This window comes from Burkholderia sp. AU45388 (genome assembly GCF_030481585.1).
Taxonomy (GTDB): domain Bacteria; phylum Pseudomonadota; class Gammaproteobacteria; order Burkholderiales; family Burkholderiaceae; genus Burkholderia; species Burkholderia sola.
Window position 1 is genome coordinate 174,503 of the sequence record NZ_JAUJPV010000003.1, and the last position, 26,391, is coordinate 200,893.

A 26,391-nucleotide genomic window follows, 5' to 3' on the forward strand; every position below is an offset into this window, starting at 1 on the left:
TCACGCAGGTTCATCAACAAGGGGAAAGGCGATGAAAACGGTCATCACGCACCATGGGATGCCGAGGCGGACGAAGCGGCGCGACGTCGCGCGCATGCCGCCGCCGGCATGGGGGCCCGCGTACCCGGGCGCCGCGCTGCAGCGCGGCGCGTCGCTGCTCGAGGCGATTTCCTATCTCGGCATCGCGGCGATCGTCGTGATCGGCGCGATCGCGCTGCTGGCCGGCGCATTCAGCAGCGCGAACACGAATTCGATCACGGAGCAGGTCAACGCGATCCAGAGCGGCGTGAAAAAGCTGTACATGGGGCAGTCGGCGAGCTACGCGAACCTGTCGAATTCGGTCCTGGCGAGCGCCGGCGTGTTTCCGTCGACCCTCGCGCCGGCGTCCGGCAGCGGCGCCATCACCAACATGTGGAACGGCACGATCACGGTCGCGGCGGCCACGAACAACAGCAACCAGTTCACGATCACCTATACGAACGTGCCGCGCAGCGTGTGCGTCAACAGCGTGACCGCGGGCGGCAGCTGGATCTCGATCACCGTCAACGAGACGGCGCTCACGCTGCCCGCGACGCCGGACAGCGCGGCGACCGCGTGCGCGAGCGGCGACACGAATACGGTGGCCTGGACCTCGACCTGATGCCGGTGAACCGACGCGATGACCCTCGAAACCGAATCGTTGCAGCGGCTGGCTTTTTCCTACCTGTACCTCGGGCATGCCCGCATCGGCGACTGCTTCATGGACGGGACCGCCCGGCGCGTGCAGGCGCTGCCCGCGCATCCGACGCTGCGGGCCGAGCTGGATGCGCTGAAGTCCGCGTGCGGCAGCGCCCGGCCCGGCGCGCGGGCGTTCCGGCTCGAATCCGGCGGCGTGTCGTACCGGGTGCGCGTGATGCAGACGCCGGACGGGCCGATCTACGTGCTGCGCCGTCTCGACCCGACGCTCGCGTCGCTCGCGGGGCTCGGCCTGCCCGGCGCCTACGTGCGGCGGCTGCTGCGCGCGGACCTCGACGGCCTCGTCGTGATCTGCGGTGCGGCCAAGAGCGGCAAGACCCGCACGGCCGGCGCGCTCGTGCGCGACCGGCTGACGCTGCACGGCGGCATCGCGATGACGATCGAGGAGCCGATCGACGCGGCGCCGGGCGGCGCATACGGTGACGGGGTCTGCATCCCGACGCTGACCAGCGCCGACCGGCAGGAGGATTTGCGGGCGGCGCTCGGTTGCGGCGCACGCGTGATCTTCGTCGGTAATCTCGACGATCCGGCGCTCCTGATCGACGTGCTGCTGGCGGCTCGCGAGGGCCACCTGATCGTCAGCACGGTACTGGCCGACGACGTGGGCCGGGCGATCGCGCGGCTGCATACGGTCGCGGCCCGCGTGCTCGACGCGCCGTCGGTGCGCTCGCTGCTGGCCGACGGCGTGGCGGCCGTGCTGCACCAGCGGCTCGCCTGCCCGGCGCCGGGGCAGCAGCGATTCGAGGCCCGGTTGCTGATGCTCGCGGACAGCGCGCCGGCGCGGGCGCAGGTGCGCGACGGGCGCTACGACGAACTCGGCGACGCGCTGCGTCAGCAGATGATGTCGTTGATCGCATCCGACGCGCTGGCGTCGCTGAGGGGAGGAGGCTGAATGTTCGCGCTCTGGATCGCGGCTGCGATGATCGCGCTCGCCGGCGTCTACGCGCTCGTCGATGCGCGTGCGGTCGATGCCGCACCGACCGTCACGGCGACGTCGATGGGGCAGAGCATGGCGGCCTACCGGCTCGCCGGCGTGCGGTACGCGCTCGCGAATCCGGCCGCGGCCGGCACGGTATCGGACGGCGCGCTCGGGCCGTATCTCGGCGCGGGCGCGGCCAATCCGCTCTGGCGCGTCTATGTCGCACCGAACACGACGGTCGCGGGCAGCATGGTCGTCGTCTATACGACGTCGACGGCGGCCGGCGCGGCGATTCCGGTGATCGAGGCGCTCGCGTTCCATTCGGCGCTGGCCGGCGCGGCGCACGCGGGCGCGATCGTGTCGCCCGGGAATCCGGCCGTCGTCCTGCCGGCAATCGTCGCCGCCGCCGTTCCGGAGGGTGCGCCCGTCTGGATGGCACAGGCGTATTGACGGGCGGCGCGGCGCCGCCCCTGAACTCGTCGACTTCATCATGAGCCCATCACGGAAACGTCAGCGCGGCTTCACGATCGTGGAGATGCTCGCGGCCCTCGCCATCGCCTCGCTGATGATCGTCGGCGTCACGGCGATGATCGATACTTCCCTCGCGGACGCGAAGGGGCAGCAGGCGGCGGCCTGGCAGGCGCAGATGACGCAGGCCGCCGCGCAACTGATCACGCAGAACCAGAGCGCGCTCGCGAGCGCGGCCACGCCGACCGTGCCGGTCGTCGTGCCGCTCGCGGGCGGCGGCTACCAGCTCGCGCGCTATCTGCCGCCCGGCGTGTCCGGAAAGAACGCGTACGGGCAGACGCCGTGCCTGCTCGTCTACGGCATCGACGCGACGACGGTGCAGGGGCTGCTCGTGACCGAGGGCGGCGCCACGATCGGCGACGTGCAGCTCGGCTACATCGCGGCGAATGCGGGCGCGGGCGGCGGCTCGATTCCGCGCACGAACAATGCGGCCGGCGCGGCGTTCGGCGCGTACGGGGCGTGGAGCATCGCGACACCGAACCCGTCGCGCAAATCGTGCTCGGGCAACGCGACCGGGTTCGGCCATCTCGTGAGCCAGGTGTTTCCGGCCAACGCACAGGCGCAGAACGGCGATTTCCTCTATCGCGTCAGCGTGCCGGGCAATCCCGCGCTGAACACGATGCAGGTGCCGGTCACGCTCGCGCGGCAGCAGGACTACGCCGCGTGCACGTCCGCGACGGGCTCGATCGCGGCGGATGCGTCGGATCATGTCGTCACCTGCAGCGGCGGCATGTGGAAACCGATCACGTCGCTGCACTGGCGCGACCCGGTCGCGTCGGCCGCGGCGCTCGGCAGCCTGCCGAATCCGCTGCCCGGCGACGTCGCGGTGACGCTCGCCACCGGCCGCGCCTATACGTTCAACGGCACGGCGTGGCAGGCGCTCGCGGTCAACGAGGCCGGCTATCTCGACCTCGGCAACGGGCAGACGGTCGGCGCGCCGTGCGCGCAGGACGAGGCGAACACGACGCCCGTCACCACCGATGCGTCGGGCCGCGTGCTGTCGTGCCGCGACGGCACGTGGCAGACGCAGGCGGAAATCGAACCGGTGACGAACCAGACGGGCTGCACGATCCTGATGGCGTCGCCGAACGCCACCGACTATGCGGGGTGCGGCGGCGTGCCCGGCGGTGCGTGGTCGAGCGGGCCGTTCACCTACAACGGCGCGAACGGCACTTATTCGTACTACTACTATGTGCCGGTGACGATGGCCAAGCCGGGCATCATCGCCGTGACGACCTGGGGGCACCTGAACGACGGCGTGAGCACCGGCAAGCGCGGCGCGCAGGCGCAGCTCTCGCAGGCCGTCGACGTGATGAACGATGCGCTGTCGGCGAGCTACGGCCATACCGAAGCGCAATCGCCCACGCTGATCGACGATTCGGGCGGCATCACGACGTCGCTCACGCAAGCCGTGAAGCCCGGCACGTACCGCGTGCGTATCGTCACGAGCTGGGCGACCTACGCCGTCATCACCACGCCGTGGACCAGCAGCCTGCTCGGCCAGCAGAACCAGGCGATTCCCAATACGCCGGTCGTGCACGGATGGACGATCAATACCTACTACTGACCGGGCGCGATGCGAACGGACATGCATGCACCGGAAGCGGAGGCGGTGCGACGGGGCGGCGGCCGTTGACGCGACGGGGCGGCCGGCCAATCATCGATCCCACGACCAGCCTTTCGTGCGAGCGAGACGATCATGCCCACCTTCCGCTTCGGCCTGTTGTTCATCCTCGTCGCCGCGTGCGTGGCGGCGACGGTCCACGCCGCGCCCGTCAACTGGCATACGCGCATGGTCGACTACACGGCCGACTCGAAGGACATCAAGGACGTGCTGCGCGATTTCGCCGCCAGCCAGGGCATTCCGGCCGATATCTCGAAGGACGTGCAGGGCAGCGTCACGGGCAAGTTCCACATGCCGCCGCAGCGCCTGCTCGACACGCTCGCGTCGTCGTTCGGCTTCGTCTGGTACTACGACGGCCAGGTGCTCGACATCGTGACGCCCGACGAAATGAAGAGCACGCTGATCAAGCTCGATCACGGCAGCACCGCGCAACTGCGCGGCACGCTCGCGGCGATGAACGTAGCGGATCCGCGCTTCAGGATCACCTACGACGACGTGCAGGGCGCGGCGATCGTGAACGGGCCGCCGAACTACGTCAAGCTCGTCGGCGACGTCGCGCAGCGCCTCGATACGACGACGCGGCACCGCGCCGGCACGGTCGTGCAGGTCTATCCGCTGCATCACGCGTGGGCGATGGATCGCTCGGTGGTCGCCGACGGGCAGAACATGACCCTGCTCGGTGTCGCGACGGTGCTCAACAACGTCTATCACCCGCAACAGGGCGGCGGCGGCAATTCGGGGGGCGGCGGCGGGCGCGCGCCGAACGTCCAGCGCACGCAGCCGATGGGCAACGTCGGCGGCGCGCGCATGCAGGCGGGCGGACCGTCGGCGCCGCTGCCGCCGGGCACGACGCTGGCGAACGGCGAGTCGTCGCTGGGCCTGCTGTCGGGCCTGTCGGGGCGGCCTTCGCAACAACTGTCGTCGGCGGTCGCCAGCTCGGGGCCGAATGCGGGCGGGCAGGCATCGGGCGGCGGCGACGAGGAAGCGCTGCCCGTCATCGAGGCCGACCAGCGCACCAACTCGGTCCTGATTCGCGACACGCCCGACCGGATGTACCAGTATCCGGCGCTGATCCAGCGGCTCGACGTGAAGCCGCGCCTCATCGAGATCGAGGCGCACATCTTCGAGGTCGATACGTCGTCGATCCGCCAGCTCGGCGTGAACTGGACCGCGCACAACAGCCACGTCGACCTGCAGACCGGCAACGGCCTGGGCGCGCAGAACACCTACGGCGGCACGCTGACGCAGAATTTCGGCAACACGACGCTGGCCGGCAACGTGACCGCCGCGGCGATGCCGGTGGGCGGCGTGCTGTCGGCGGTGATCGGCAACGCGGGCCGCTATCTGATGGCGAACGTGTCGGCGCTGGAGGAGCGGAACCTGGCGAAGATCGACGCCAGCCCGAAAGTGACGACCCTCGACAACATCGAAGCGGACATGGCGAACCAGACGCAGTTCTTCGTGCGTGTGAGCGGATACACGTCGGCCGACCTGTACAGCGTGTCGACCGGCGTGTCGCTGCGCGTGCTGCCGATGGTCGTCGACGAAGGCGGCCGAACCCAGATCAAGCTCGACGTCGCGATCCAGGACGGCCAGCTCACGTCGCGGACCGTCGACAATATCCCGGTGATCTCGAGCACGAACATCAATACCTCCGCTTTCGTCAATGAGGGCGAGGCATTGTTGATCGCCGGCTACAAGAACGACGGCCGCAGCGATACGACGACCGGAGTGCCCGTTCTTTCAAAAATCCCCGTGATCGGTAATTTGTTCAAATATACGGATCGCGAGAACACCCGGATGGAACGTCTGTTTCTGCTGACGCCCCGAATCATCGAGCTATGAGCGCGAAATGCTAAAACGAAAGCATTTCGTTTTCTAAACATGGCAACTCGAATTTCGATCGCGATTTACATCGGCATTTGACGCCAATTTCCCGGCATAAAGAAATTTAATATTATTAGCTTTATATTACTGATGATATGCTCGCCGGACTGCCCGCTTCTGATAAACGGAAACCTGAATGGCATCGATGTCGACGAAGCCTGGATCCGATGTGCGCCCGCCATCCGCGATCGACTGGGCGCGGGTCCTGTTCGACGCACAGCCGCAGGGCGCGATTGCCGTCGACGGGCACGGCGCGATCCTGTTCGCGACGCCGGTCGCCGCGCGCCTGCTCGACCGGCCGCTCGACGCCGGCGTGCCGCTGTTGCCGCTGCTGCGCGCGTATCGGCAGGATGACGAAGCGGCCGACGATACGGCCGCGCATGGCGCGCTGCAGCGCGATCTCGAGCGCGGCATCGAGCTGCAGGCGGCCGACCGCTGGCTGTGGGTGAAGCTCGAGCCCGCCCGTCCGGGGAATCCCGCCGCGGCCGTCGCGTGGCTGCATGACGTGACGGACCTGCATCAGGCGCTCGACCGCCGTACCGAATCGCTGCGTTTCCTGTCGCACGACCTGCGCTCGCCGCAGAATTCGATCGTCGCGCTCACGCAGCTGCACGAGCACGATCACGCGGCGTTCGAAGCGTGCGGCGGCATGCAGCGGATCGCCGAACTCGCGCGTTACGCGCTGTCGCTCGGCGATCAGTACATCTTCTCGTCGGTTGCCGATGTCGTGCGTCATCGCGATTTCGTGCGCTTCGACCTGCGCCGCGCGATCCGCAGCCTGATTCCGAAACTCGAGGTGGCCGCCGTCTATCGCGACGTCGCGCTGCGGCTATGGCTGGCCGACGGGCCGGCCGTATGGATCAGCGGCGTGCAGGTGTTCGTGATGCGCGCGCTGCAGAACCTGATCGACAACGCGATCCAGGCGTCGCGTGCCGGGGCGCGCGTGACGGTGTCGCTGCGGGTCGAGGACGGCACGGCGGTCGTGGTGGTCGGCGACGAGGCGGGCGGATTGCCGGGCCTCTCGCCCGATCGCCCGATGACGGACTTCGACGCGCTGTCGCCGAAGGCATCGGGCGGCTACGGCATCGGCCTCAAGCTGGCCGCGCGCATCGTCGTGCTGCACGGCGGCACGCTGCATGCCGAGGTCAATCGCGAGTCCGGCACGGATTTCGTGTTGCGCCTGCCGCGGCTCGTGCTGCAGGCAGGTATCCGACACTCGCCGGACGGCCGGCGCACTGGCCCCGCGGCGCTGGAGCGCCCGCCGCTCGACCAGGCTCCTCGTCAGCGGCGCTTGACACCGGGCTGAGGGCCCGAGCGGATCGTAACCATGCTCAATCAGACGCGAATCATGTTGTTGGAGGATGACCGGATCCAGCAGACGATGCTGGTCTCGTGGCTCAAGGCGGAGGGATATCAGGTCGAGGCGTTCGACAACGGCATCGAGGCACGCAACCATCTGTCGGATCACTGGGCGGACCTGATGATCCTCGACTGGGACGTGCCCGGCCTGTCGGGCGACAAGCTGCTCAGCTGGGTGCGCGGGCGATCCCGCTCGACGGTCCCGGTGATTTTCCAGACCGTGCATTCCGACGAAGAGGAAATCGTCCGGATTCTCGATACCGGGGCCGACGACTTCCTGATCAAGCCGGTCGACCGGATCGTCTTTCTCGCGCGCATCCGCGCGCTGCTGCGGCGCTTCCAGACGGCGGGCAGCGAACGGCGCCGGATGATCGTCGGCGACTACATCCTCGACCGCGCCAACCTGAACATCAGCCGCGGCACGACCTCGCACTCGATCGGCGCGAAGGAGTTCGACCTGCTCTGGCACCTCGCGTCGCATCGCGGCATCGTCGTGCAGCGCCAGGATCTGTACTCGGTCGTCTGGGGCTGGGACGGCGGATCGCAGAGCCGCTCGGTCGACATGTACGTGAGCCGCCTGCGCACGCGCTTGAAGAACCTGAATGTCGACTGGGTGATCCAGTCGGTGTACGGCCGCGGCTACCGGCTGAACCTGACCGACATGCCCGTCGACCAGGAAGTCGAGCAGGGCGAAGGGGCGATCGAGTACAAGCGTTGAGCGGGTTTTTCGCCAGCGTCTGCATGCTGCTGCATCTCGCATGCGGCGAACCCGAGCCGGCCGCGCCGGCGCCTCGGCCCGCGCCGGCATCGGCCGTGTCCGCGCCGGCGGCGACCGCGTCGCCGCATGCGCGCCGCGCGACGCGCGGGCACGCCGCCAGCAAGGCCGCCGGCGACGGGCATGCCTTGGCGCCGCCGCCGCGACGCAGGTCGCCCGACTGCCGCGCGCATGCGTGTGCGCTGCCCAACGTGCCGCCGTGGTCGTCCGCGCCGTACCGCTATTCCACCAGCGGCGCATCGCTGCCGGACACGCTGCGTGCGCTGTCCGCCGCAACGCATGTGCCGATTGCGTTCGACGCCAGGCTCCCCGGCCGCGTCGAAGGGCGCTTCGAGCTGCCGCCGCAGCGCTTCGTCGAGATGCTCGCGCACGGTTACGGGCTCGTCTGGTATTACGACGGCACGGTGCTGCACGTCGATGCGGCAGGCGCGCAGACCACGCTGATCGTCCGTCTCAACTACGCGCGCCCGGCGGACCTGCATGCCTTGCTCGCGCAGACCGGCATCGACGACGTGCGGTTCGTCGCGCGCGATGACACGCCGGCCCGCGGCCTCGTCACGTTTCGCGGGCCGCCGGCGTGGATCGCGCTCGTGGGCCGCGCGGCGCAGCGCCTCGATGCCGACGCGCGTGCGCGCGTGAAGACGGCGGTGCGCATCGTGCCGCTCCACTACGGCAACGCGGCGGACCGCACGGCGTTCGCGAACGGCCGAACGAACGTCGTGCAAGGGGTCGCGAGCCGCGCGGCGCGCGTGCTCGATCCCCACGACGGCCTGCGCGCGACCATCACCGAATACGAGGCGCCGCTGCCGGTGCTCGGCGCCGATGCGGGCACGAACGCGGTGCTGGTGCGCGATCGCCCCGAGCGGCTCGACGCCGACGTGCGGGCGATCGTCGCGCTCGACCGGCCCCGGCAGCACGTCGGCGTCGCGCTGCTGGTGGCCGAAGTCGATGCGGATGCGCTGGGCGCGATCGGGCTCGGCGCGCAGGGCGCCACGGTGATGCGGGCCCGCGCGGCGCGCAACGTGAGCGCCGCGCTACGGGGCATGGCAGGGGTGCGCATGCTGACCGATAGCGCGCTCCAGACGGACGACGGCGTGGCCGTTGCATGGGAACGGCACGCCGAACGACCCGTCGCGCCGACGGGCGGCCAGCGGGACACGGCCGCATCGGACGGCACGGTCGCGGCCACTGCGGCAGCGTCCGATCCGGGCCCGGCCGCGGACGACGCGCTGCGCATCGTGCCGGCGCTCGACATGCGGACCGAGCCGCCCCGCGTGGTACTGGCCGTCGAATGGCGCGGTGCGGCGATCGACGTCGCGCGCGCGTCGCTCGGGCCGGGCGAGATGCTCGCGATGGTGGAACCCGGTGTGTCCGCGTCGGCCGCCGGGCGTGGGTCGATGCGGGTGATTCTGCTCGCGCCGCATCCGGTCGACGGCTGTGCGTCGCTCGCCGATACGGGTGAAAGGGCGGTGCCCGGTCAGCCGGCCGCGGCGTGCCGATGAGCGCGGCCGGCGCCGCATGCGCCGGCCGCGACCGTGCGATCGCGTGCGGCCGGCACCCACGCCGCCGACGACGCTACGCGCGCAGCCACGCGTAATCGCCGTTGACGATGTTCTGGAACATCTCGTCGGTCGACTCGATGATGTTGCGCCGCCAGTAGCGGCCGTGTTCGGTGTAGTGCGAGACGGTATCGGCGACGACGGCGCCGTCGACGTCAGGCGTCAGCGGCAGCCTGAGGATGAGGATGATGCCGCCGGTATCGGCGTCGAGCCCGAGCTGCGCCTGGTCCTGCGCGTAGATCAGCAGGTTCGCCTCGAGCATCAGGCGGAAGATCACGAGCGTGCGCCCGGCGGTGACGGTGCCGTAGTGGAAATTCACGTACATCGCCTCGGGATCGTTCTCGAAGTGATCGAGCCGCACGTCGAAGCCCTCGACTTCGATCGTGCGCGTCTGCAGTACGTAGTCCGCATCCGGCAGGCCGACGACGGCACAGGTGTCGCGGACGATTTCCGCGAAGCGTTCGATGCTCATGACGGCGACGATCCGGCGCGGGCGAACGCGGCGCGCGCCGCGTCCGCCACGCCCGACGGGATCAGCCTTTCTTCGAATCCTCCTCGGTATCCTGCGCGCCCGTCTTCGCGATGTTGCAGACCGACTGGATCATCGACATCATCACCTGGATCATGGTGGCTTCGATCATGGTGCTGACCATCGTCTGCATCATGCCCATCATTGCCGCGCTGGCGCCAAATGACATAACTTCCTCCGGAACAAGTTGAATGACATGCGGATCGGCACACGAAGCCCCTGCGGCTTCGCATGCCGGCCGATTACGCCGGGCATCCGCGCCCGGCGGCTGGACGAGACGCCCAACACCGGTTCAATGGCTGACGGTCGAATCGTCCGCGGCCAGTTCGTTCAGCCGATGCACGAGGCGCTGGCCCGCGATCATCCCGCGGTAGATTTTCTGCAGCGCCGCGCGCTCGTCGGCATCGGCGCACGCGGCGGTCGCGTCCGACACGCGCTGCGCGCAGTCCTCGAACGCGGCCGCGATCGCGCCGATCCGCGCGCCCGCATGGCCGCCCGCGAGCGTCTGCTCGAGGCCCTTCATTTCGTCGATCATGGCTTCCAGTGCGTCGTACATGGCAACTCCTTCGATGGCCCGCGACGGGCCGGGTTGACGGGGAACTAGCGGATCGCATCGCGCCCGGGCACGATCGATTCGCGCAATATCCGCGGACCGCCGACGGCGTCGCCGGTCGTCGACGTGAACACGTGCTTGACGCCGTCGATCGTCTGGACGTAACGCGTGGCGCCCACGTCGAGCATCGCGCTGTACAGCACGCCGCCGGACGCGGGCGCTTCGGTGACGTTCACGTCGAGGCGCCGGATGTTCGCGTTGAGATCCGCGCGCAACTGGCCAAGCGCTTCCTCGAGGCGCGCGATCGACGGCGCGACGCCCGTCACGTCGAACACGCCGTCGCCCGCATAGCGCACGCGCACGCCGTCGATGCCGATCGACTCCTCGATGCTGGCGACGTCGTCGTGCGCGACGTCGTACTGGCGCGCGATCGCGTGGTAGTCCGCGCGGGCGAGCAGGGCCCGTGCGGCGATGTCCTGCGAGGTTTCGTCGACGATGCCGTCGACGACGACCGTGTCGCCTTGCGCGCGGACCCGCAACCCGGCGATGCGCGCGTCGCGGAACTGGCGCTCGAGCCGCGCTGCCACCGAGCGTGCATCGGGCGGCGGCGGCGCGTTGCCGCGATCCGGCCAGACATTGGCGATCACGGAACCGCCGGCCGCCAGCAACGCGACGACGGCCGCGGCCGCGAGCAGCAGCCGGGTGCGGCGCTTCGCACGGGGCGCCCGGTCGCCGGCAGCCTGCCGGTCGCCGGTGCCGTGGTACAGGCCCGCGAGCAATTCGATGTCGGGCGGCCACGCGGCGTCTTCGTCGCCGAAGCACAGCACGGTCGTTCCGAACGGGAACGCGACGAAATCGGGAATCCATACGATCGACTGATCGGGCGCGGCCGCGTCCGCGCGCCGCGCGCTGACCGCGCCGTGTGCATCGAGCTCGACGAACACGTCGTCCTCGTCCCAGTCGGTAATGCAGATATCGGTGTCGTCGGCTGCGCCGATCCGGTAGCGACCCGGCGTCAGGCGCGCCTGAATCCCCGCATGGGTGCCGGTCAGGATGCGCAGTGTCTTCATGGGATGAGAGCAGGTCCGTTGGCAGGCAGGGATTCGGTGATCGGCGCCGCGGATGCACGGCGCCGCCGCTTACCGCATGTTTGCGAGTGTAGGCAGCGGCGCGCCGCGAGCCGGCCGCGATCGCGAACGCATCGCCCGTGCCGCGAACCGGCGTGCATTCACGGCTCATTGCGCCCGGCTACGCTGCCGGCTACGCCGTTGCGCACGCGCACGATCGCGTCGAGCCGGACCAGCGAACGCGCGCGCAGCGCGGCAGTCGACGGGCGCAGGTCGTGGAAGGCCAGCAGCGGAGTGAGCGCGCCGCGTGCGCCGGTTCCGGCGCTCAGTCGCTTGAAGTCGACGAGGAAGCGCAGCAGGTCGTCGTAGCTGCTGGACGCGTCGTCGCCGGCCAGCTGACGGGCTTTCAGGACGTCGGTTGAAACCGCGAATGCGTCGTGCCCCGCGCAACGCTGCCGGATGACCGCTTCGCGCATCGCGTCCGGGTAGACGAGCGGCTGGTCGGCGGTCGATGCCGCGAGCGCCTGGAGTTCGGTGCGGGCGGCCGCGGCCACGCGCCGGATCGCGTCGATGCGCCGCTTGCCGTCCTCCGGCGCGTCGCGACGCCCGCCGTTCGATTGCGACCCGCCGTCGCTGAACGACGGCATGCGCGCGCCGGGCGTCGCATCCCGGCGCGACGTCCAACTGCCGTGCGCGGGATGGCGGGACGGGCGACGTTCGTGCTTCGGCGTCTGCGGCGGGTTTTTCGGATGGCGTGACTGCTGCTGTTGTTGCCGATGCTTCTGCTGCGGGTCGGGCCGCGCGGTCGATTGTCGTGGCCGCGGCGCACCGTTGCCGCCGTGGCCGTCGTGGCGGCCCGGCAGGTGCGACGTGTGCGACGTGTGCGACAGGCCGCCGTGTGCGGCGAGCAGGTGGCGCAGGTGATCGGCCGCCACCTGTCGCGCGTGCGCGGCGCCGTGCGAGGGATGCCATGCGCGCGCCGCGTGCCGGAAGATGCTGTTCCGGTACAGCCGCGCACGCTGGTCGATGCGCGCTCGCGCATGCGCGGCCGTGCCCGCCGCGGCCGGAGCGACCTCGTGCGGGCCGGACGCGCCGGGGTCGTGACGGACGGTCGTCATGTCGGCACCGCCGCGCTGAGGAGCCGGAGGGCGAAGCGCAGGATGGTGGTGCCGCCCCAGCCGGCCGTGAGCAGCAACGTCCCGATGACCGCGAACAACTTGACGCTGTGCGAGATGGTCTGGTCCTGCAGCGACGTGATCGCCTGCAGGAACGCGACGATCAATCCCGACAGCGCCGACACGATGATCGCCGGCAGCGAGATGTAGAGGCAGAGCAGCAAGCCTTGCGAAGTCAGTCCGATCAGGGTGTCCGTATTCATTGCGCGCCTACTTGTACGTGAGGATCAGGCCGTGAATCAGCGCCGACCAGCCGTCCATCGCCACGAACAGCAGCAGCTTGAACGGGATCGCGACGTTGGTCGGCTGGATCTGGTTGAGGCCCATCGCCAGCAGCACGTTCGCGATCACGAAATCGACGATGATGAACGCGATGTACAGCAGGAAGCCGATCTTGAACGCGTCGGCGAGCTCGGTCAGCGTGAACGCGGGCGCGAGCACGATCAGGTCGTCTTCGTGCAGCGCGTTCGCGAGGCTCTCCGGCCAGATCACGTGCGCCGAGCGCATGAAGAACAGGCGCTCGCGTTCGCGCGAATGCGCCTTGAGGAAAGTCCGGAACGGCGCCTGCGAGGCGCCGAACGCCTGGACCATGATTTCCGCCGGCGAATTCGCCAGTTGCTCGTGACGCATCGTGTCGGCCGCGCTCATCCCGATCGGCGCCATCACGTAGAGCGTGACGAGGATCGCGATGCCGTTGAGCACCATGTTCGGCGGCACCTGCTGCACGCCCAGCGCGTTGCGCAGCAGCCCGAGCACGACGACGATCTTCGCGTACGAGGTCACGACCATCGCGACGAACGGGATCAGGCCGATCGCGATGACCGCGACCAGCAGCGCGGTCAGTTCGTTAATCTGCGTCATGGCTGCCGAATACGTCGATGACCCGCACGCCGAGCTGCTCGCCGACCGTGACGAGTTCGCCGATGCCGATCAGTTGCCCGTACGCGAGGAGCCGGATGCGCGCGTCGCGCAGCGTGCCCCGCAACTCGATCACGTAGCCCGGCCGCAGCGCGGACAACTGCGCGAGCGGCAGCGTGACCGTTTCGATTTCGAAACTGACGGGCAGCTCGAGTTCGTCGAGCGAGGTCTGGGTGTCGGCGTCGGGGGCGCCGGGCACCGGGTGGTCGTGGCGGTCGGTCATGGCAGGTTCCGTATCGAGAACGAGTCGGGGGCCGTCGAGCGTGGCGTGCGCGACGTACTGATGCATGCCGGCCACGCCCCAGCGCAGCGCAAGCGCGTGGGCCGGCGCGGCGCCGTCCGAACCGGCGAATGCCGGATCGGCGAAGCGCAATACGACGTCGCCGGGACGCAGCCGCCTGAGCGTCGCGATCGGCAACGCCTTCTCGCCGACGATCAGGTAGCCGGGCACGCGAATCCGGCCGAGCCGCGCGGGCAGCGGCGCCGGATGGCGGGCCATTCGGCGTTCGATCAGGTCGATCCAGCCGGGATCGGCCGGCCCGATCCGGCAGGCATGGCGGTGCGCGCCGTGTACGCAGAGCATGCCGACGGTCGCCGCGCGGCGGCCGTCGCGATGCAACGGGGCATGACGCCCGATCGCCGCGACGCTGACGTTCACGGCGCCAAGCGTGTCGAGCAGATCGATCAGCGGCGTGAGCAGCAGGCCCGCGATCGCGCACGACAGCGGCGAGCCATCGTCATCCGCGAGCGCCGCCAGCGCCGGGTGCGCGTCGGCGTTCAGCCCGATCCAGGCCAGCGCGCCGTCGTACTGCAGCGCGACCCAGCACAGGTTGCCGTCGGCCACGTCGCCGGGCACCAGCCGCCAGTCCGCCGCGCCGTCGAGTCCGGCAACGCACGCATCGAGACGCGCATCGCCCAGCAAACGGGCGACGCTCGCGAGTTCCGCATCGATGCGCGGCAGCCCGTTCGGGTCGTCGCGCAACGCGCGGACGGTGTGGCGAGCAGGTTGGCCGGTGGCATTCATCGTGTCGTGTGTGAGCGGTTCTTTCGACGGGGCAGTGGGTGTGCGCGCAACCATTCGTATCGGCTGGCGGTCACGCGACTTCGATCGACACGTGGCGCGCAACGGCGAGGCGATGCAGCAGGTTCGCCAGTTGTTCGTGCAGCACGTGCACATGACGAAAGACTAGTTGGCGGATCTCGGGCGCGTCGGCGTCGAACCGAAGCGCGAGGTCGAAATACGAAAGATGCAGTTCGAGCGTGCAGCCGGGCAGCAGGTCGAGATCGAGTCTCAGGCGGATGGTCCAGTTGCCGTTCTCGAGCACGGCCGCGTCGCTGCAGAAATCGGCGACGTGCGCGGCAACGAAGCGCATCAGCTCCACCACGCGTATCTGTTCGGCGCCGAGCGCCGCGACGAACGGCTGGACCTGTGCGTCGAGCCGCCGCGCGCGCTCGGCCGGCGGCGCGTCGGCGTCGAGATCGTCGTCCGCGTCTGCATCGGTGTCGGGGGGGGCCACCGTGTCGGCCAGCGTGTCGTCGGATGCGTCGGCGTCGGTCGGTCTGCGGGGCGGCTCGCCGCACATGCGCCGGCCGTGCGCGCGCAACGCGTCGTGCAGCGCCGCGCGCTCGCCGCGTTCGCGCGCATCGCGAACCAGTTCGGCATAGTCGATGCCGCGCCGGCCTCGCGTCGGGCGCGGCGCGCGGTGCGCGGCGTCGTCCGCGTCGTCGTCAGGCGCGTGGATGCGCGGCGTGATCGGGTGGGTCGTCATGGCTGTCCCCGCGCGCGGCCGTCACGTCGTGACGCGACCGAGCGGGCGCAGTTCGACGTAATCGCCGAGTTCCTGGTACGAGTACACGCGCAGCCACGGCAGGTGTGCCTCGACCATGCGCCGCACGTAGCGGCGGATGTCCATCGACGTGACGAGCGCGACTTCGTCGTGCGGCACGTCGCCCACGTAAGCGCCGATCCGCTCCGCGAGCGTGCGAACTTCGTCGGGCGAGAGCGCGAGATAGTTGCCGGTCGGCGTCTGCTTGATCGACTGGCGAATGTGCTGCTCCAGGTCGCTCGTGAACAGGACGGCCTGCAGCGACGCGGCGCCGCCCGTCGCGCTGTATGCGATATAGCGGGAGAGATCGCCGCGCACGTATTCCGTCAGCAGCAGCATGTCCTTCTCCTTCGGCCCCCAGTTCACGAGGCTCTCCATGATGCTGCGTGCGTTGCGGATCGGAACGTTCTCTTCCAGCAGGCGCCGCAGCACGTCGGCGATCCGCTGCAGCGGCAACGCCTTCTGCACCTCGGCGACGAGCCCGGGGAATTCGGCGCCGAGCTGCTCCAGCACCCACTGGGTTTCCTGGATGCCGACGAACAGCTTCGCGCGGGCGCGCAGCAGCGCGATCGTGTCGTTGGCGATCACCTGTTCCGCGCGCCACACCGTCGCGCCGCCGGGCGGCTGCCGTTCCGGCGCCCAGTAGCTGTCCGCCTGGCCGCCTGCCGCGCCGGCCTTCTCGCATTGCGCGGCCAGCGCCGGGTCGGTCGCCGCGCCGGGCACCATGACCTTGCCGGGCGGAATCGTCACGGTCAGCGACGGGACGTCCAGCACGAGAATCTCGAACGTGCCGGCCGCCAGGTCGGACGCGGTCCACATCGTGATGCCCGGGAACGGCAGGCCGACCTGCTCCTGGAGCAGCATGCGCTGCGTCTCGAACGCGTCGTTCAGCGCGGTGGCCGACAGGCGGTCGGCGAGATCGGGAGCGAGCCGCACGCCGAGCGCGCTGGTGAATTGCGGCGCGTGCCGGAGGATCGTCGGCGCGTCGCCTTTCGAGCCCGCGCGCTGCAGCGCCGCGACCGTCTTGCCCGGCGCGGCCGACGACGTGCCGTCGCCGCGCCGCGCGAGCCGGTAACCCGCGAACCCGAGCAGCGCGGACAGCAGCAGGAACAGTTCCCATGGAAAGCCAGGCACCATCGCGAAGCCGAGGAGCAGCACGGCCGCGAACAGCATCGCGCGCGCGTTGCCGCCGAGCTGGCGCAACATGTCCTCGCCGAGCGAGCTGCCTTGCTTGGCCGACTCGTCGGATACCCGCGTGATCATCACGCCCGCGGATACCGCGATCAGCAGCGACGGGATCTGCGACACCATCGCATCGCCGATCGACAGGATCGAAAAGCGGTTCGCCGCGTCGCCGGCCGTCATGTCGTGATAGGCCACGCCGACCGCGATGCCGGCCGTCATGTTGACGAGCGTGATGATGAGTCCGGCGATCGCGTCGCCCTTGACGAACTTCATCGCGCCGTCCATGCCGCCGTAGAGCTGGCTTTCGACGGCGAGCCGCGCGCGCTTGCGGCGGGCCTCGTCGGGCGTCAGCAGGTTCGCGCGCAAGTCCGCATCGATGCTCATCTGCTTGCCGGGCAATGCGTCGAGCGTGAACCGCGCGCCGACTTCGGCCACCCGTTCCGAACCCTTCGCGATCACGATGAACTGAACGGTCGTGATGATCAGGAACACGACGAGGCCCACGACGAGATTGCCGCCGACCACGAGTTCGCCGAAGCTCTCGATGATGTGCCCCGCGTCGGCATGCAGCAGGATCGACTTGGTCGACGCGATGTTGAGCGACAACCGGTAGAGCGTCGTGAACAGCAGCACCGACGGAAACGCCGACAGCTGCGTGATCGACGGCACGTACAGCGTGACCATCAACAGCACGACGCTGATGCAGATGTTGACCGACAGCAGCATGTCGATCACGACCGGCGGCAGCGGCAGGATCATCAGCGAAACGATGGCCGTGACGAGGGCGGCGATGCCGATTTCGCCGCCCGCGGGCAACTTCAGGTTCTTGAACATGTCGCGCTCCAGGTGCGAATCAACGGGGTTCGGCAGCGGGCGTGCCGGGGCCGACCGCTTCGACCCAGCGCAGGATCGCCGCGACGACTTCGAACAGTTCGGACGGAATCGGCCGATGCTCGGCCACCTCGTAAAGCGCGCGCGCGACCGGCGGGTTGGCGACGATCGGTATGCCGCGTTGCGTCGCCAGCGCACGAATCTCGCGTGCCGCGTCGTCGATGCCCTTCGCAAGCACGACCGGCAACGGCGTTTCGCCGCGCACGTAACGCAGCGCGACCGCGTAATGCGTCGGATTGACGACCACCACGTTCGCGCGGCCGACGGCCCCCGACAGGCTTTCGCCGCCGCCGTTGACGAGTTCCTTCGCGCGCTTGCGCCGCTCGTGCTTGAGCTTCGGCTCGCCTTCGCGCTCCTTCAGTTCGCGCTTGACCTCGTCCTTCGACATGCGCTGCGCGCGCATCATCAGCCAGTGCTGGATCTTCCAGTCCACCACGCCCACCACGAGGAACAGCACGGCAGCCGCGAACAGCAGCTTCAGCAGCGCGTGCCACAGAATCTGCGAGAGCGCCGCCAGCGGCTCGGCCATCGCGGACGTGATCAACGGAAACAGCGACACGATCACGTGCCACAGCGCGGCGGCGATCACCACGGCCTTGACGCTCATCTTCAGCAGGTCGATGAGCGCGCGCTTCGAGAAGATCTGCTTGAGCCCGGCCGCCGGCGAGAGCCGGTCCATCTTCGGCATGACCGGGTCGAACGAAACCTGCAGGCCTACCTGCGCGCCGATCGACAGCGCGGCCGCGAGCGCCGCGGCCACGCTGATCGCGCTGCACGCGATCGCGCCGTTGGCCAGCTCGTGCACCAGGATGGACCACAGCGCATGCATCGAACGTGCGGACGCGCAGAAATCGATTGCGCGCGCGATGTTCTGGTGGAGGGCGTCGAGCAGCGGATGCCATGCGAACGTAAAGAGCGCGAGCGAGACGAGCACGAGTACCGCCGCGACGAGATCGACACTCTTCGCCACGGTGCCTTTCTTGCGCGCCTCCTTGAGCTTGCGTCGCGTGGGCTGTTCGGTTTTCTCGTCGCTCATGAACGCTCCGTTCGCGTCGTCATGCGTCGTCGCACGGTAGCGCGGCCGCCGCCCGACAGCGCGCATGCACGCGAAGGCGGCGCGGCCGGCCCGAAGCGCGCGGCGTCGGTGCCGGCGAGGCGCCGCGTGCGCGATGCGGCCTTCGCCGCGCGGCAAATGCCTTCGCGCGCATGGCGTTGCCGCCGTGGCGGTTTGCTAACTTGGGAGCGTGGACGGCAGCCGCGTCCCGACAATCCCGTTACCTGAAGGCGGACACGAACATGGACGGCAAACCCGAATACATGCAGTGCAGCAACAGGCTCGTCAGTGCAATGCGCGAGATCGTGCGCCTTGCGCTGGTCGACAAGTTTCCGAATCCGCGCATGACGAGCGACGAAGCCGAACATCTGCTCGATGCGCTGCACGTGATGCGGCCCGCGCGGCCGGAGCTGATCCTGTACGACGGCTACGTGCACATCGTGCATCGCAACTGGATCGATGCGATCGCGGTGTTCGACGGGCTCGCGTCGCGCGGCGAATGCATGCCCGGCGCGCAGGCCATGCTCGTCTATTGCCTGGCGGCGAGCGGCAATCCCGACTGGCGCATCGTGGCCGCCAAGATGCGCGAGGACGAGGCCAGCCTGACCGACGACGCGCGCGCGTTGCTCGATTCGGTCGAGTTGCGCGACGAACTCGAGCGCGCGAATCGCGATGCGCAGGCCACCGGCGTGTTCCACATGACCGACATGATGAAGCGCCTGCGCGACCGGCTCGGCATCAAGACGCCGGCGTTGCACGACGCGAACGGGCCGGATGCGCATGCCGACGGCGCCCAGCCGTCCGCGGCGGCGCCGACCGCGGAAGAAAGCCAGTACCTGCGTCTTTGAACGCGTCCTCGCATCGTCGAAAAGGGGCTTCCGATGAATCCGATTCCTCCCGTACCCGATTTTCAACTGGCGCTCGCACGCGGCGGCGGTGCGGCCGGCTTGCCCGACGCGATCGATCCGGGCGTGCCGGCATTGCCCGTCGTCGTGCCGCCGCACGAGGTCGCGAGCTTCGAGCAGATGATGGCGGGCGGCGTCACGGCGCCGCCGAAGCCGCAGGGGTCCGAGGCCGGATCGCTCGCCAGGCACCTCGTGCTCAGCGAGGACGAGGCGCTGCAGACCGTCTCCAACGACGCGCTGTACATGCTGCACAACGCGGGCGACATGTCGTTCAACCAGATCGCGGCCGCCTCCGTGCAGATGCAGATCGAGACGGCGAGCCTGCAGGTCGACATGTCGATGAAGATCAGCGTGGTCGAATCGTCGAAAGGCGCGCTGGAAACCCTGATGAAGAACCAATAGCTATGAACGCCCGGATCCGGATCGTCGGCCGCGCGAGCGTGCATGCGTGCGTGGTGTTGTGCGTCGCGCTGTGCATCGCGCTGGCCGGCTGCAAACAGGAACTCTATGGAAACCTCAGCGAGCAGGACTGCAACGAGATCGTCGCGGCGCTGCTGCAGGCGGGCATCGACGCGAAGAAGGAGAGTGCGGACGGCGGCAAGACGTGGAGCGCCAAGGTCGACGATGCACATATCGTGCAGGCGATGAACGTATTGCGCGAGCATGGCCTGCCGGCGCACAAGTATGACGATCTCGGCGATCTCTTCAAGAAGGACGGCCTCGTGTCGACGCCCACCGAGGAACGCGTGCGCTTCATCTACGGGGTGTCGCAGGAGCTGTCGAAGACACTGTCGCAGATCGACGGCGTGATGGTGGCGCGCGTGCATATCGTGCTGCCGGACAACGATCCGCTCGCGATGCACGTGAAGCCGTCGTCCGCGTCGGTGTTCATCAAGTACCTGCCGACGGCGAATCTCGCGACGATCGAACCGCAGATCAAGAACCTCGTGGTTCACAGCGTCGAAGGATTGTCGTACGACAAGGTCAGCCTGACCGCCGTCGCCGGCAGCCCGCTCGACGTGATGCCGCGCGCGCCGTCCGGCGGCGGGGTGTGGCGCGCGATCGCGATCGCCGGATGCGTGCTCGCGGCGCTCGCGCTGCTCGTCGTCGTGGCGCGCAAGCGAGGCCCGCGCGCGAATGGCGCCGACACGCCCGAGGCGTCCGGCGCGCCGGGCGCGCCCGGTGGACACGCGGCGGGCGGCCTGGCGGCGAAGCTGCCGGTGGGCCCGTTCCGCGGCAAGCCGGCCGGCGACGGCGCGGGGCGCTGACCGGCGCGCGGCACGGCGGACGATCATGGATATCGACAAGCACGGCAGTGTCGCCTTCGGTCTCGCACGGCGTCTCGTGCAGTACCAGGCGAACCGTACCGGGCTGCCCGACTGGATCGCGCCGGGCTGGTTTCCGGACGCGTGGCGCCGGGCGGCCGGCACGGGCGGGGCGCAACTCGCCCGGCTGCGGGCCGGGGCGCTGGAGGGCTGGCTCGCACGGGAGGGGCTGCCGGTGCCGGCCTACTGGACGTTTCGCGGCGACACCGGCCGGCTGGGCGCGCTGGCGCTGGACGATGCGCTCGCCGTGCTGTGCCTGCGCGCGCTGTACGGCCGGCGCGCCGAATTGCGTTACTGGGTCGATCGCGAGAGCCGCGACAAGGTCTGCGCGTGGCTCGGCCGGCACGGCGCGGCGGCGTTGCGCTGGCTGATGGCCGAGCCGCGCGTCCAGCCGGTCGACCGCTGGATCCGCGACTTCGGCATGCATCCGCTCGATCATCTCGACGAGCGCACGCTGAGCTGGGAAGGGTTTTGCCTGTTCCGCGCGAGCGGCATGTGCGAACCCGATGCGCCGGCCGGATTGTTGCGCCTGGCATGGGCGCGCGATGCGGTGGCGGCGCCGTGGCTGCAGGCGAACGACGCGGACGCGACGCGCGACGACAGCCGGCGCGTGCTGATGCGGCTCGACGATTTTTTTGCGGAGGAGGAAACGCGATGATCATCTGGCTCAGACAGCCGGGCACCGAACAGGCGGCGCGCGCGTGCAACACGGGCGTCGGCGTGCAAGCGGACGTCGTGCCGCGCGAGGCCCTGGCGTCGCTGGTGCAGCTCGACGCGGGCTATCTCGCGTTGCAGCGCCAGCACGCGGAAGTCCTCGCTCAAGCCGCGCGCGATGCCGACAGCATGCTCGCGGCGGCCCGCGCGGACGCGGACGCGCTGCGCGCCGAAGCCCGCGGCGAGTACGACACCGCGCGGCAGCGCGGCTACGACGCAGGCAGCCGCGATGCGCTTTCGCAGTGGTATGCGCGCACCGCGCAGTTGCTCGATCAACGCTGCGAACTGCAGATGTCGTTGAAGCAGCGCATCGCCGGGCTGGTGGTATCCGCGGTCGAGAAGATCGTCGTCAACGAACAGCCGGCGGCGCTGTTCGCCCGCGCCAGCGACGTGGTCGAACGCATCATCGAAGGCAGCCGGACCCTGCAGGTGCGCGTGCATCCGGACGAACACGACGCGGCCGTCGAAACCTTCTCGCACGCGGTGGCGCAGTGGCGCGCGCGCGGCCAGCCGGTCCAGCTGACGGTCCATGCGGACCGTACGCTCGACCCGGGCGCGTGCGTGTGCGACACCGACATCGGTTCCGTCGACGCCAGCCTCAAGGTACAGATCGACGCGGTCCGCATGGCGGCCGACGCGGCGCTGCGGCGCGACGCGAACGCGCCGGGCGTGTCGGGCGTACCGGATACGCTCGCCCCGGAGGCGTTCGCCGAAGTCAGGACGCATGCGGCATCGGCCGGATTGCCGGAACCGCCGGAACAGGAACTGGAGTCGGCAAGCGGCGCGGGGCCGGCCGAGAGCGTCGGGGGGCAGGCATGAGCGACGTGTCGCGAGACGCCACCGGCATCGATGCGCTGATCCGGCTCACCGACACGCTCGAACAGGAGTTCGACCGCGCGGCGCACCTGTCGACACGCGGCAAGGTGCTCGACGCGCTCGGCACGCTGATCCGCGTGAGCGGCATCGACGTCCGCTACGGCGAGCTGTGCGAACTCCGGACCGGGCAGGGAGAGCTGATGCAATGCGCCGAGGTGGTCGGTTTTTCCCGCGACACGGCGTTGCTGTCGCCGTTCGGGCGCCTCGACGGCCTCTCGCGGGACACCCAGGTGGTTGCGCTGCGTCGGCCGCTCGCGATTCCGGTCGGTTCCGCGCTGTTCGGCCGCGTGGTCGACAGCATGGGCCGGCCGATCGACGGCCGCGGCCCGATCGACACGACCGAGACCGCCGCGCTCTACGCGGCGCCGCCGGATGCGATGAGCCGCCCGCTGCTCGAGCGTTCGCTCGACACCGGCGTGCGGGTCGTCGACGGGCTGATGACGCTCGGCGAAGGCCAGCGCGTCGGCATTTTCGCGCCGGCCGGCGTCGGCAAGAGCACGCTGATGGGCATGTTCGCGCGCGGCACGCGCTGCGACCTCAACGTGATCGCGCTGATCGGCGAGCGGGGCCGTGAAGTGCGCGAGTTCATCGAACAGATCCTCGGCCCGGAAGGCATCGCGCGGTCCATCGTGGTGTGCGCGACTTCCGACCGCTCGTCGATCGAGCGCGTGAAGGCCGCCTATTCGGCCACGGCCATCGCGGAATACTTTCGCGATCGCGGCAAGCGCGTGCTGCTGATGATGGATTCGCTGACGCGCTTTGCGCGCGCCCAGCGCGAGATCGGGCTGGCCGCGGGCGAGCCGCCCGCGCGGCGCGGTTTTCCGCCGTCGATCTTCGCCGAGCTGCCGCGCCTGCTGGAACGGGCGGGGCTGTCGGAGCACGGCTCGATCACCGCGCTCTACACCGTGCTCGCCGAGGACGAATCGGGCAGCGATCCGGTGGCCGAGGAGGTGCGCGGCATCCTCGACGGGCATATGATCCTGTCGCGCGAGATCGCCGCACGCAACCAGTATCCGGCCATCGACGTGCTGGCGAGCCTGTCGCGCGTGATGCCGCAGGTGACGGACGACGCGCATCGGGAGGCGGCCGGTCATGTGCGCCGGCTGCTGGCCAAGCATCGGGACATCGAAACCCTGCTGCAACTCGGCGAGTACCGGGCGGGCGGCGATCCGGTCGCCGACGAAGCCGTGCGCAAGATCGAGGCCATCCGGCAATTCCTCTGTCAGCGCACCGACGAATTCAGCACGCGCGAAGCGACACGCGACGCGTTGCGCGGCCTGCGTGCGTGAGCGCGGCCGCCGATGCCACGGGCGAAGGGTGACGACGATGAAAGACAGGCGCGTCATGGCATTCTCGACGATACGGAATCGCCTCACGCGGGCTCGCGCCACGCTGCGCGACACGCTGGCCGAGCAGCAGCGCGAACGCGACGAGGCCGATGCTCGGTTGGCCGAGCAGCAGCGCGTGCTCGCGCACGCCGCGCAAGAGGTCGACCGGCGCACCGCGCGCATCGACCGCCTGCTCGACGGCCACGGGCCGGTGCGGATCGACGAACTGCTCGACTGGGAGAAGCTGCTGGCCGACGCGCACGCGCGGCGCGCACGCGAACTCGACACGCTGCAGCAGTTGCGGGACGGCGTTGCCGCGATCGACCACGCGATCGGTACGACCCGCACCGCGATTCTCCGCTACGACGTGCGGATCGACCTGTGCAGTGCGCGGCTGGATCGCCTGAACCGTCTCGCGGAGGCCCGCGCGGACGATCTGCAGGACGAGGAGAGCGAGGAAACGTTCGTCGCGCGTCGCAGTGCCGCGCCGGCCGCGCACACGCCGCGCCGCGGCGCCACCGAGGGCTCGCGATGATCGATCCGTTCTCGACCGGCATTCCGCAGCTCGGGCGCGCGCTGCTGTCGTTCATGATCCTGGTCGCCGTCTGCGGTGTGCGTCTGCTCGTGCTGATGACGATCTTTCCGCCGACGGGCGGCGAACTGATCACGAAGCGCATCCGCAATGCGATGGTCGTGTTGTGGTCGATCTACGTCGCTTACGGGCAGCAGGCGCTGATGACGCAACTGCATGGCGGATTCCTGCTGGCCGTCGTCGTCAAGGAGGCCGTCATCGGGCTGGTGATCGCATTCGTCGCGTCACCGGTGTTCTGGGTCGCGGAAGCCGTCGGCACCTATATCGACGATCTCACCGGCTACAACAACGTGCAGATCACGAACCCGAGCCTCGGACAGCAGACGACGCTGACCTCCACGCTGCTGATGCAATGCGCGACCGTTGCGTTCTGGACCCTCGGCGGCATGACCTTCCTGCTCGGCGCGGTGTTCCAGACGTACGTCTGGTGGCCGCTGGGCAGCCTCGCACCGGTGCCGCGCGCATTCATCGAGGCGTTCGTGATGCAGCAGACCGATTCGCTGATGGTCACGATCGCGAAGCTCGCCGGCCCGGCAGTGCTGCTGTTGCTGCTCGTCGACGTCGGGGTGGGGCTGCTGTCGCGGATTGCGTCGAAACTCGATCTCGTCTCGCTCGCGCAGCCGGTCAAGGGCGCGCTGGCCGTCCTGTTGCTCGCGCTGATGATCGGCATGTTCATCGGACAGGTGAAGGACCAGGTTGCGTTGCTGCACGTCGGCGAGCAGTTGCGCGCGCTCGCGCTGCCGAGGTAAGGCAAGGCCCCGAAGCAAGGCCCCGAAGCAAGGCCCCATTCGCGCCCGATGCGCCGCGCGGGACGACACGCGGCGCCAGGCACCCGTCGAGGAGACGTCCCATGCCCGTCGCACCGAGTGTCAGACAGTTTCTCGAGCGTCGCGCGCGGCCCGGCGCGGTATCGCTCGACCGGTTGCCGCTGGAAGAGGCGCGCCGCTATTTCGCGTACTACGTACCGCTTGCCGATCTCGCGCCGCGCGGCGTCGACAGCATCGACGAATGCGTGATCGAGATGCGCGACGGGGCGCACATCGCCGCGCGCATCTACTATCCGCGCGCCCCCGACTGGAGCGCGCCGCTGCCGGCGTTGCTGTATTTTCATTCGGGCGGCTATGTCGTCGGCTCGCTCGATACGGCCGACGCCGTTTGTCGCATGCTGGCGGCCGACGCACGGTGCGCGGTCGTGTCGGTGTCTTACCGGCTCGCGCCCGAGCACAAATTTCCGTGCGCGGTGGACGACGCGCTGGACGCACTGCGGTGGCTGCACCGCAAGGCGCTGACCTACGGTCTGGATGCATCGCGGCTGGCCGTCGGCGGCGAAAGCTCGGGGGCCACGCTGGCCGCGGTGGTCGCCGTTCGGGCCCGCGAGATGGGCATCGCGCTGGCGATGCAACTGCTGATCTATCCGGCGCTGTCGGCATCGCTCGGGAGCGCGGCGCACCGGCGTTACGGCGAAGACCATTTCCTGACGCACGACGTGATCCGCTGGATCCATCGCAACTATCTGCGACATGCGGCCGATGCCGCGGACTGGCGCTTTGCGCCGCTCGACGGCGAGCGTCACGCGCCGGCCGATCTGCATGGCGTCGCCCCGACGTGGCTGGTTTCCGCCGAATACGATCCGTTGCGCGACGAGCATGCCGGTTATGCGGACAAGTTGCGACGGGCCGGAAATCGCGTGGAGGCGCGGTGCTACCGGGGGATGATCCACGGATTTTTTTCGATGGGGCGCGTGATTCCCGAAGCCGCGCATGCGCACCGGGAGGCCGCTGTCGCGCTGCGGGAAGCGCTGGGCAGCACGGATTGATGTAATGGCCGCGAGGCCGAGAGGCCGCGCGAACGACGACGGCTCGCGGGTGCCGGCCCGGATGACCTATGCGCCAGTGGTGCGTGCACGCGGCAGCCGGTCGATTCGGGCCGGCGGTCGAACAGCTTATGCGGCCAGAAAGCGGACATTTCTAAATAGCCGTCACACAAAATGTCATACCCGGATTCAGATGTCGTAGCGCCAGCTAAATACAGATGTCGCATGTTTCATCGGCCTTTCCATCCCTTTAA

Annotated in this window: 28 protein-coding genes; 17 read left to right on the plus strand and 11 right to left on the minus strand. The window is 69.3% G+C overall.

Annotated features, from left to right (window positions below; all coding sequences use genetic code 11):
- Window positions 1–31: 31 nt before the first annotated feature.
- The 8 genes from QZM72_RS08245 (at window position 32) to QZM72_RS08280 (ending at window position 9,329) form a co-directional block, all read left to right on the plus strand.
- Complete coding sequence (locus QZM72_RS08245) at window positions 32–640, plus strand: type 4 pilus major pilin (protein ID WP_301737794.1); 609 nt, start codon at window positions 32–34, stop codon at window positions 638–640.
- Between the two features lie 18 nt (window positions 641–658).
- The gene (locus QZM72_RS08250) at window positions 659–1,627 is read left to right on the plus strand and encodes an ATPase, T2SS/T4P/T4SS family (protein WP_301737795.1); all 969 of its coding nucleotides are present in this window, start codon (window positions 659–661) and stop codon (window positions 1,625–1,627) included.
- Window positions 1,628–2,104 (plus strand): type IV pilus biogenesis protein PilM, encoded by a 477-nt coding sequence (locus QZM72_RS08255; protein ID WP_089469829.1) that lies wholly within the window; start codon window positions 1,628–1,630, stop codon window positions 2,102–2,104. It abuts the gene before it with no gap.
- Window positions 2,105–2,144: 40 nt separating this feature from the next.
- Window positions 2,145–3,749: a type II secretion system protein J gene (locus tag QZM72_RS08260; protein WP_089469828.1), complete on the plus strand. Its 1,605-nt coding sequence runs from the start codon at window positions 2,145–2,147 to the stop codon at window positions 3,747–3,749.
- 132 nt (window positions 3,750–3,881) lie between these two features.
- The gene (sctC, locus tag QZM72_RS08265) at window positions 3,882–5,651 is read left to right on the plus strand and encodes a type III secretion system outer membrane ring subunit SctC (protein ID WP_089469827.1); all 1,770 of its coding nucleotides are present in this window, start codon (window positions 3,882–3,884) and stop codon (window positions 5,649–5,651) included.
- 178 nt (window positions 5,652–5,829) lie between these two features.
- On the plus strand, window positions 5,830–6,999 hold the full coding sequence (locus tag QZM72_RS08270; RefSeq protein WP_089469826.1) for a HAMP domain-containing sensor histidine kinase: 1,170 nt from the start codon (window positions 5,830–5,832) through the stop codon (window positions 6,997–6,999).
- 21 nt (window positions 7,000–7,020) lie between these two features.
- Entirely contained in the window at window positions 7,021–7,770 is a 750-nt protein-coding gene (locus QZM72_RS08275) for a response regulator transcription factor (protein WP_089469825.1), read from the plus strand.
- Window positions 7,767–9,329 (plus strand): secretin N-terminal domain-containing protein, encoded by a 1,563-nt coding sequence (locus QZM72_RS08280; protein ID WP_144030149.1) that lies wholly within the window; start codon window positions 7,767–7,769, stop codon window positions 9,327–9,329. The genes QZM72_RS08275 and QZM72_RS08280 overlap by 4 nt, the downstream gene beginning before the upstream one ends.
- A gap of 73 nt (window positions 9,330–9,402) precedes the next feature.
- Here the strand turns inward: QZM72_RS08280 and QZM72_RS08285 are convergent, their stop codons facing one another.
- The 11 genes from QZM72_RS08285 to QZM72_RS08335 all read right to left on the minus strand — a co-directional run bounded on the left by QZM72_RS08285 (window position 9,403) and on the right by QZM72_RS08335 (window position 18,566).
- Window positions 9,403–9,858, minus strand: a complete 456-nt coding sequence (locus QZM72_RS08285; protein WP_012339989.1) for a hypothetical protein — start codon at window positions 9,856–9,858, stop codon at window positions 9,403–9,405.
- Window positions 9,859–9,919: 61 nt separating this feature from the next.
- On the minus strand, window positions 9,920–10,084 hold the full coding sequence (locus tag QZM72_RS08290) for a hypothetical protein (protein ID WP_012339990.1): 165 nt from the start codon (window positions 10,082–10,084) through the stop codon (window positions 9,920–9,922).
- 123 nt (window positions 10,085–10,207) lie between these two features.
- Complete coding sequence (locus tag QZM72_RS08295; protein ID WP_089469823.1) at window positions 10,208–10,471, minus strand: hypothetical protein; 264 nt, start codon at window positions 10,469–10,471, stop codon at window positions 10,208–10,210.
- Window positions 10,472–10,515: 44 nt separating this feature from the next.
- Window positions 10,516–11,538: an HrpD5 family protein gene (gene hrpD5, locus QZM72_RS08300; RefSeq protein ID WP_089469822.1), complete on the minus strand. Its 1,023-nt coding sequence runs from the start codon at window positions 11,536–11,538 to the stop codon at window positions 10,516–10,518.
- A 158-nt stretch (window positions 11,539–11,696) separates the two neighbouring features.
- Window positions 11,697–12,653, minus strand: a complete 957-nt coding sequence (locus QZM72_RS08305; RefSeq protein ID WP_089469821.1) for a hypothetical protein — start codon at window positions 12,651–12,653, stop codon at window positions 11,697–11,699.
- On the minus strand, window positions 12,650–12,913 hold the full coding sequence (gene sctS / locus QZM72_RS08310; RefSeq protein ID WP_012339994.1) for a type III secretion system export apparatus subunit SctS: 264 nt from the start codon (window positions 12,911–12,913) through the stop codon (window positions 12,650–12,652). The genes QZM72_RS08305 and sctS overlap by 4 nt, the downstream gene beginning before the upstream one ends.
- Window positions 12,914–12,920: 7 nt before the next feature.
- Complete coding sequence (gene sctR, locus QZM72_RS08315; RefSeq protein ID WP_089469820.1) at window positions 12,921–13,571, minus strand: type III secretion system export apparatus subunit SctR; 651 nt, start codon at window positions 13,569–13,571, stop codon at window positions 12,921–12,923.
- The gene (gene sctQ / locus QZM72_RS08320) at window positions 13,558–14,652 is read right to left on the minus strand and encodes a type III secretion system cytoplasmic ring protein SctQ (RefSeq protein WP_179233512.1); all 1,095 of its coding nucleotides are present in this window, start codon (window positions 14,650–14,652) and stop codon (window positions 13,558–13,560) included. Before sctQ ends, sctR begins: the two co-directional genes overlap by 14 nt.
- Before the next feature lie 70 nt (window positions 14,653–14,722).
- The gene (sctP, locus tag QZM72_RS08325) at window positions 14,723–15,397 is read right to left on the minus strand and encodes a type III secretion system protein SctP (RefSeq protein WP_301737796.1); all 675 of its coding nucleotides are present in this window, start codon (window positions 15,395–15,397) and stop codon (window positions 14,723–14,725) included.
- Window positions 15,398–15,418: 21 nt separating this feature from the next.
- On the minus strand, window positions 15,419–17,473 hold the full coding sequence (sctV, locus tag QZM72_RS08330) for a type III secretion system export apparatus subunit SctV (protein ID WP_089469817.1): 2,055 nt from the start codon (window positions 17,471–17,473) through the stop codon (window positions 15,419–15,421).
- Between the two features lie 19 nt (window positions 17,474–17,492).
- Complete coding sequence (locus QZM72_RS08335; protein WP_301737797.1) at window positions 17,493–18,566, minus strand: EscU/YscU/HrcU family type III secretion system export apparatus switch protein; 1,074 nt, start codon at window positions 18,564–18,566, stop codon at window positions 17,493–17,495.
- Between the two features lie 260 nt (window positions 18,567–18,826).
- On the opposite strand from QZM72_RS08335, the gene QZM72_RS08340 reads away from it, so the two are divergent.
- From QZM72_RS08340 to QZM72_RS08380, 9 genes are all read left to right on the plus strand, one after another.
- The gene (locus QZM72_RS08340) at window positions 18,827–19,432 is read left to right on the plus strand and encodes an HrpB1 family type III secretion system apparatus protein (protein WP_301737798.1); all 606 of its coding nucleotides are present in this window, start codon (window positions 18,827–18,829) and stop codon (window positions 19,430–19,432) included.
- 33 nt (window positions 19,433–19,465) lie between these two features.
- Window positions 19,466–19,891, plus strand: coding sequence for a hypothetical protein (locus tag QZM72_RS08345; protein ID WP_089469815.1), 426 nt, complete (start codon window positions 19,466–19,468; stop codon window positions 19,889–19,891).
- Window positions 19,892–19,893: 2 nt separating this feature from the next.
- Window positions 19,894–20,757: a type III secretion system inner membrane ring lipoprotein SctJ gene (gene sctJ, locus QZM72_RS08350; protein ID WP_301737799.1), complete on the plus strand. Its 864-nt coding sequence runs from the start codon at window positions 19,894–19,896 to the stop codon at window positions 20,755–20,757.
- A 25-nt stretch (window positions 20,758–20,782) separates the two neighbouring features.
- Window positions 20,783–21,472 (plus strand): type III secretion protein HrpB4, encoded by a 690-nt coding sequence (locus tag QZM72_RS08355; RefSeq protein WP_301737800.1) that lies wholly within the window; start codon window positions 20,783–20,785, stop codon window positions 21,470–21,472.
- Window positions 21,469–22,347, plus strand: coding sequence for a type III secretion system stator protein SctL (gene sctL / locus QZM72_RS08360; RefSeq protein WP_301737801.1), 879 nt, complete (start codon window positions 21,469–21,471; stop codon window positions 22,345–22,347). The genes QZM72_RS08355 and sctL overlap by 4 nt, the downstream gene beginning before the upstream one ends.
- Window positions 22,344–23,693: a type III secretion system ATPase SctN gene (gene sctN, locus QZM72_RS08365; RefSeq protein ID WP_301737802.1), complete on the plus strand. Its 1,350-nt coding sequence runs from the start codon at window positions 22,344–22,346 to the stop codon at window positions 23,691–23,693. Before sctL ends, sctN begins: the two co-directional genes overlap by 4 nt.
- 55 nt (window positions 23,694–23,748) lie before the next feature.
- Entirely contained in the window at window positions 23,749–24,267 is a 519-nt protein-coding gene (locus QZM72_RS08370) for a hypothetical protein (protein WP_301737803.1), read from the plus strand.
- Window positions 24,264–25,073, plus strand: coding sequence for a type III secretion system export apparatus subunit SctT (sctT, locus tag QZM72_RS08375; RefSeq protein WP_089469809.1), 810 nt, complete (start codon window positions 24,264–24,266; stop codon window positions 25,071–25,073). Before QZM72_RS08370 ends, sctT begins: the two co-directional genes overlap by 4 nt.
- Window positions 25,074–25,174: 101 nt before the next feature.
- Window positions 25,175–26,140, plus strand: coding sequence for an alpha/beta hydrolase (locus QZM72_RS08380; RefSeq protein WP_301737805.1), 966 nt, complete (start codon window positions 25,175–25,177; stop codon window positions 26,138–26,140).
- The last annotated feature ends 251 nt before the right edge of the window (window positions 26,141–26,391 follow it).

What these genes read in the sequence shown, in the direction of transcription:
- QZM72_RS08335 (WP_301737797.1), bottom strand. Translation starts at nt 18,566, where the DNA reads ATGAGCGACGAGAAAACCGAACAGCCCACGCGACGCAAGCTCAAGGAG.
- QZM72_RS08305 (WP_089469821.1), bottom strand. Translation starts at nt 12,653, where the DNA reads ATGACGACCGTCCGTCACGACCCCGGCGCGTCCGGCCCGCACGAGGTC.
- sctN (WP_301737802.1), top strand. Translation starts at nt 22,344, where the DNA reads ATGAGCGACGTGTCGCGAGACGCCACCGGCATCGATGCGCTGATCCGG.
- QZM72_RS08290 (WP_012339990.1), bottom strand. Translation starts at nt 10,084, where the DNA reads ATGTCATTTGGCGCCAGCGCGGCAATGATGGGCATGATGCAGACGATG.
- hrpD5 (WP_089469822.1), bottom strand. Translation starts at nt 11,538, where the DNA reads ATGAAGACACTGCGCATCCTGACCGGCACCCATGCGGGGATTCAGGCG.
- sctV (WP_089469817.1), bottom strand. Translation starts at nt 17,473, where the DNA reads ATGTTCAAGAACCTGAAGTTGCCCGCGGGCGGCGAAATCGGCATCGCC.
- sctT (WP_089469809.1), top strand. Translation starts at nt 24,264, where the DNA reads ATGATCGATCCGTTCTCGACCGGCATTCCGCAGCTCGGGCGCGCGCTG.
- sctL (WP_301737801.1), top strand. Translation starts at nt 21,469, where the DNA reads ATGATCATCTGGCTCAGACAGCCGGGCACCGAACAGGCGGCGCGCGCG.
- QZM72_RS08340 (WP_301737798.1), top strand. Translation starts at nt 18,827, where the DNA reads ATGGACGGCAAACCCGAATACATGCAGTGCAGCAACAGGCTCGTCAGT.
- QZM72_RS08245 (WP_301737794.1), top strand. Translation starts at nt 32, where the DNA reads ATGAAAACGGTCATCACGCACCATGGGATGCCGAGGCGGACGAAGCGG.
- sctS (WP_012339994.1), bottom strand. Translation starts at nt 12,913, where the DNA reads ATGAATACGGACACCCTGATCGGACTGACTTCGCAAGGCTTGCTGCTC.
- QZM72_RS08345 (WP_089469815.1), top strand. Translation starts at nt 19,466, where the DNA reads ATGAATCCGATTCCTCCCGTACCCGATTTTCAACTGGCGCTCGCACGC.
- QZM72_RS08370 (WP_301737803.1), top strand. Translation starts at nt 23,749, where the DNA reads ATGGCATTCTCGACGATACGGAATCGCCTCACGCGGGCTCGCGCCACG.
- sctJ (WP_301737799.1), top strand. Translation starts at nt 19,894, where the DNA reads ATGAACGCCCGGATCCGGATCGTCGGCCGCGCGAGCGTGCATGCGTGC.
- sctR (WP_089469820.1), bottom strand. Translation starts at nt 13,571, where the DNA reads ATGACGCAGATTAACGAACTGACCGCGCTGCTGGTCGCGGTCATCGCG.
- QZM72_RS08295 (WP_089469823.1), bottom strand. Translation starts at nt 10,471, where the DNA reads ATGTACGACGCACTGGAAGCCATGATCGACGAAATGAAGGGCCTCGAG.
- QZM72_RS08260 (WP_089469828.1), top strand. Translation starts at nt 2,145, where the DNA reads ATGAGCCCATCACGGAAACGTCAGCGCGGCTTCACGATCGTGGAGATG.
- QZM72_RS08275 (WP_089469825.1), top strand. Translation starts at nt 7,021, where the DNA reads ATGCTCAATCAGACGCGAATCATGTTGTTGGAGGATGACCGGATCCAG.
- sctP (WP_301737796.1), bottom strand. Translation starts at nt 15,397, where the DNA reads ATGACGACCCACCCGATCACGCCGCGCATCCACGCGCCTGACGACGAC.
- QZM72_RS08380 (WP_301737805.1), top strand. Translation starts at nt 25,175, where the DNA reads ATGCCCGTCGCACCGAGTGTCAGACAGTTTCTCGAGCGTCGCGCGCGG.
- sctQ (WP_179233512.1), bottom strand. Translation starts at nt 14,652, where the DNA reads ATGAATGCCACCGGCCAACCTGCTCGCCACACCGTCCGCGCGTTGCGC.
- QZM72_RS08355 (WP_301737800.1), top strand. Translation starts at nt 20,783, where the DNA reads ATGGATATCGACAAGCACGGCAGTGTCGCCTTCGGTCTCGCACGGCGT.
- sctC (WP_089469827.1), top strand. Translation starts at nt 3,882, where the DNA reads ATGCCCACCTTCCGCTTCGGCCTGTTGTTCATCCTCGTCGCCGCGTGC.
- QZM72_RS08255 (WP_089469829.1), top strand. Translation starts at nt 1,628, where the DNA reads ATGTTCGCGCTCTGGATCGCGGCTGCGATGATCGCGCTCGCCGGCGTC.
- QZM72_RS08285 (WP_012339989.1), bottom strand. Translation starts at nt 9,858, where the DNA reads ATGAGCATCGAACGCTTCGCGGAAATCGTCCGCGACACCTGTGCCGTC.
- QZM72_RS08250 (WP_301737795.1), top strand. Translation starts at nt 659, where the DNA reads ATGACCCTCGAAACCGAATCGTTGCAGCGGCTGGCTTTTTCCTACCTG.
- QZM72_RS08270 (WP_089469826.1), top strand. Translation starts at nt 5,830, where the DNA reads ATGGCATCGATGTCGACGAAGCCTGGATCCGATGTGCGCCCGCCATCC.